At 74.0% G+C, this 3433-nt stretch carries 3 protein-coding genes and 1 pseudogene; 2 read left to right on the forward strand and 2 right to left on the reverse strand.

Annotation, left to right across the window (positions count from 1 at the left end):
• Together AB0J52_RS32770 and AB0J52_RS32775 are read left to right on the forward strand one after the other, a co-directional pair.
• A pseudogene (locus tag AB0J52_RS32770) lies at positions 1-229 on the forward strand (DivIVA domain-containing protein); the annotation flags it as partial.
• Between the two features lie 152 nt (positions 230-381).
• Positions 382-1965 carry a hypothetical protein gene (locus AB0J52_RS32775; protein WP_500186718.1) on the forward strand — a complete coding sequence of 528 codons (1584 nt, stop codon included), beginning with the start codon at positions 382-384 and terminating at the stop codon, positions 1963-1965.
• Positions 1966-2084: 119 nt separating this feature from the next.
• Here the strand turns inward: AB0J52_RS32775 and AB0J52_RS32780 are convergent, their stop codons facing one another.
• Both AB0J52_RS32780 and AB0J52_RS32785 read right to left on the reverse strand, forming a co-directional pair.
• Positions 2085-2585 carry a pyridoxamine 5'-phosphate oxidase family protein gene (locus AB0J52_RS32780; protein ID WP_500186719.1) on the reverse strand — a complete coding sequence of 167 codons (501 nt, stop codon included), beginning with the start codon at positions 2583-2585 and terminating at the stop codon, positions 2085-2087.
• Between the two features lie 259 nt (positions 2586-2844).
• On the reverse strand, positions 2845-3433 hold a 589-nt coding region (locus AB0J52_RS32785; RefSeq protein WP_500186720.1), incomplete at its 5' end, for a LiaF domain-containing protein.

A 3433-nucleotide genomic window follows, 5' to 3' on the forward strand; every position in this document is an offset into this window, starting at 1 on the left:
GGCAGTTCGCCCGCGTCCTGCGTCCGGACGAGGCCGTCCGGCAGTTCCCGCGCAGACCGGCCCGCAGCCGATCGCCGCCCCCTCCGCCGACCAGCGCAACGGCGCGTCCTCCCAGCCTGGGAACTCCCCCTTCGGATCCCCCGAGGCCTCCCAGCCCCACCAGCAGGTCCAGCACTCGGCGACCGGCGCCTTCCACACCGGTGACAACCCGCCGCACGAGAGGCGCTGACGCCCGCCCCGCAGGCGATAGTGTCTTGTCGATCGCCGCGCCGCGGATGGCCGAGGGCCATCCCGGCGGCATCGGCGTATCCGGGCACATTCGGCGGTGTCCGCCGGGCCTGACGCGGCCCGGGACGCGGCACGTAGGGAGAGAGAGACCCTGTGATCATCCTGAGCGGCGTACTCGTGGTGGTGGCGATCGCCCTGCTCGTGGCGGGAATCGTCGCGGGCAACGGTGACAGTGCGCAGGTGTTCGGCGTGGACGCCATCGTGGTGATCTACTCGTCCATCGCGATCAGCCTCGTGGCGGCGCTCTTCCTGCTCCTCGGGGTGTTCCTGCGGCGCAAGGAGATCTTCGGGACCGGTCCCGCGGCGTCCCCCCGCCGCGACCGCAAGGCCGCCAAGGGCAAGGGCAAGAAGAACAAGGCCGCGGGCCAGGCCACCGTGCCGGGCGCCGCGAGCCAGGCCGGTGACGGCGACCCGGACGACGCGGTCGTGATCCCGCTGCAGCCCATGGACGTTCCGGACGACGCGATCGTCCATGTCGTGCGCGGCCGCAAGCGCTACCACCTCGACACCTGCCGCCAGCTCGCCGGCCGGGAGACCGAGGAACTGACCTACGCCGAGGCCCGCGAAGAGGGCTTCAGCCCCTGCACCGCCTGCCTGCCCGACACGGCCCTCGCGGCGCGCGCCGCGATCTCCGTCGGCGCCCCGTCCGCCGGCGCAGGCTCCGCGGCCGGTGAGTCCGGCGCGAAGAAGGGCGACGCTCCGTCCGGTGCCCCCTCGGGCCCCGCGGCGTCCGCAGCGTCCCCGTCCGCGCCGCCCGCTGCCGCCGCGCCGTCCGCGCCGTCGAAGTCCGGCTCCCCGTCCGCGCCGACGGTGCCGTCCGCGTGGCCGACTCCGGCCGCGCCGCCGTCCGCGAGCACGCCGCCCGCGCCGTCCGGCCGCGGCGACGTCACGCTTCCCGATCTTCCGGTGACCGGGGCCCCGCCCGCGTCGCCGACGCTGACCGACATCCCGGTCCCGGTCTCGAAGCCCGAGGCCGAACCCGAGCCCAAGGCCGAGCGCAAGGCCGCGTCCACGACCGAGCCCGAAACCGCTCCGGAGCGGGACCGCGCCGACGAGAAGCCCTCAGACGCCGACAGCGCGGACACCGTGCTGGACGCGGAGGAGAAGGCCGTCCCGGCGACCCCGTCCGCCGAGAAGGCGACTGCGGCTCCCGTCGAGGAGCCCGCCGCCGAGGACGAGCCCGCGAAGGCGAAGTCCGCCGAGACCGAGCCGGTGGAGTCCGTGGAGCCCGAGAAGGGCGAGGCTGAGAAGGGCGGGGAGCCGGCCGCGGTGAGCGCCGCTCCGCCGCGTCCGCGCGAGTCCTCCGACGAGGACGAGCAGGCCGAGGAGCCCGCCGACAAGCAGGCCGAGGCCGCCGAGAAGAAGGCCGAGGCCGAAGCGGCGGACGAGACCGAGACCGAGGGCGCCGGTACTCCCGCCTCCGCGGACGAAGACGAGCAGGACGAGCGCGCCGAGCGGGCCGAGGACGCCGAGGGCGAGCGGGCCGCCGCCGAGGAGGAGCCGCAGGTGCGCATCCTCAGCGGCACCAAGCGCTACCACCGTCCCGACTGCGCGCTGATCGAGGACATCGGCGACGACGCCGAGGACCTGGAGTCCCTGCCGCGCAGCGAGGCCAAGGAGCGCGGCTGCACCCCGTGCCTGGTCTGCCAGCCCGACCGCGAGCACGCCCGCGACTGACGCCCCCGCACGTCCACCCGCAGCAACGAGAACGGCCGCCCCGAAGCAGGGCGGCCGTTCTGCCGTCTCCGCGAAACGCGGGGACGCGGGACCGGGGCCGGCGACGCGTCTCGGACGCGTCAGGTGGCCTGGCGCTCCTGGCGCCTGCGGACGAGCTCCTCGACGGCGGTCGGGAGGGTCGTCTCGAAGTCGATGAGCTTCGCCCAGGTCGGGGTGACGACGATCCGGACCATGCCGTCGGTGTAGAGCGAGCGCACCTCGGCCTCCCACTCGACGCGCTGCTCGGGCGTCATCTCGTAGGTGCTGGTCGTCTGGAGGTACTCGTCCGGGATGCCGTCGACGTAGTCCAGTTCGGCCCGTCCGCGGATCAGCAGGATCTGGGGCGGGTGCGACTCGGTGTCGACGGTCAGCGCGACCATCGGGTTCTCGCGCAGCGCCTGGAGCTTCGGAGCGTTCTTCGGGGTGCACATGACGACCTCCGCGCCGTTCCACGCGAAGATGATCGGGATGTTGCGCGGGGTGCCGTCCTTGGCGACGTAGGCGAGGCGGGCCACGTCGCGGTCCAGCAGTTCCCGGCTGAGCGGCCGGTTCAGTACCTCGGTGATCTCCTGCGGCTCCATGGTGGCTGGCTCCTCCGTTTTGCTCGTCCCGCGGATCGGGTCCGGCTTCCACGCCCGAGACGATGAGGCTCCGGGTTCTGCGGGCCGTCGTCGTCCACCGGGTCGTGCCAACGGCATCATCCGGGACGGCACCGACATTCGTCGGCACGCCGGTGCTCGCGCAATGCGAACCCGACCTGTTCAGGACACGGGTGAAGACGAGCGCCACCGGTGCCGGCGGACGGCCGTCCCGGAGCGGGCCGGCCGTCCGGGCGGAGGGTCAGTAACGGCCGCGGCGGCGTTCGTCGCGGAGGGCGCGCAGGTGGTCGCGGCGCTCGTCGCGGATCCGGCGCCGCTCCTCGCGGACCGCGTCGACCGCGCGGCGGTGGCCCTCGTGGATCTGCCGGTGGGTGTGCCGGTGCTCGCGGCCGAGGAGCCGGGCGTTCACCTGTTCCCCGGTGAGCGCCTTCACGCGCTCGGAGAGGGTGAGCTCCCCGACCTCGCGGCGCACCACGCCGATCTTGCCGAGCAGGGTGAACCCGGTGATCCGGACGGTCGGTGGATCGGGGTCCTCGGGATCGTCGAGCGGCACGGACGCCTCGCCGAGGACCGCCGAGGCGGCGTTGGCGACCCGCACGCCGGGCGGGACGACGATCTCGATCTCGCCGAGCACGCAGGTGCAGTTGATCGTCACCTCGCGCTGGGACAGCACCGCCTGCCGAAGGTCCAGCATGACCTTGCCGAGCAGGGCGTTGGCGTCGGTCTGCGCCTCGACCAGCCAGCGTCCGCCGCGCTTGGTCTCGGACATGATCGCCACGACGGTGCCGGGCTCGCTGCGCGGCGGCGGAGCGGTTCCGGCGGGCTCGGCC

Source organism: Spirillospora sp. NPDC049652, from assembly GCF_040675125.1.
GTDB lineage: Bacteria > Actinomycetota > Actinomycetes > Streptosporangiales > Streptosporangiaceae > Spirillospora.